The sequence below is a fragment of the Campylobacter sp. P0085 genome (genome assembly GCF_002139495.1).
Lineage (GTDB): Bacteria > Campylobacterota > Campylobacteria > Campylobacterales > Campylobacteraceae > Campylobacter > Campylobacter devanensis.
This window is the reverse complement of the sequence record NZ_MJKB01000017.1, coordinates 1-669: the sequence shown is the minus strand read 5'-3', so window position 1 is coordinate 669 and position 669 is coordinate 1. Positions and strand designations below refer to the sequence as shown.

General features: G+C 26.2%; 1 tRNA gene and 1 rRNA gene. Both read left to right on the top strand.

The annotated features are described in order from the left end of the window. A 16S ribosomal RNA gene (locus CIGNP85_RS08240) occupies nt 1-59 on the top strand; the annotation flags it as partial. Nucleotides 60-157: 98 nt separating this feature from the next. Continuing rightward, nucleotides 158-234 (top strand) — tRNA-Ile (locus CIGNP85_RS08235). The last annotated feature ends 435 nt before the right edge of the window (nt 235-669 follow it).

Here is a 669-nt window from a genome sequence, read left to right as displayed (position 1 = left end):
CTGGGGTGAAGTCGTAACAAGGTAACCGTAGGAGAACCTGCGGTTGGATCACCTCCTTTCTAGAGTACAAAGTGATAATCTCACAATTATCACTTCAAAGGAGTCTCAATCACACTTGTTTAGGTTTGAGAGATTGATTTTTAAAAGTAGTTATTAAGGGCCTATAGCTCAGCTGGTTAGAGTGCACCCCTGATAAGGGTGAGGTCACAAGTTCAAGTCTTGTTAGGCCCACCATTATTCATTTTTATCCGTTTTTATTTTTCATATTGGCATATCATGTTTGTAATTCTCAAGATCTTTGTTATTTAAATTTTTTAAAATCTAATGTTGCTTGATTAAAATTTATAATTTCTATTTTTCAAATACTATATTCTTATATTTTTTGATTTACCTAAAATTGCTTCATTTTGTATTAAAATTTTTAATAATATTAAATTTTTAATTATTTAACTAGATTTTAGTACAAATTTTCAAAAAATTATAATATTTTTTGAAAATTGTTTTATATTTAAGCTTATTTTAATATTAATATTGTATAATTCCACTCACATTTCAAGTTAATCTTATTTAGCTTTGAAAAGTAAAGTTACTTAAATTACCATTGTTAAAAGTCACAATCAAGTTTTAATATTTAAAACAATTTTACAGGACTTGTTAGAGCTTTGAATT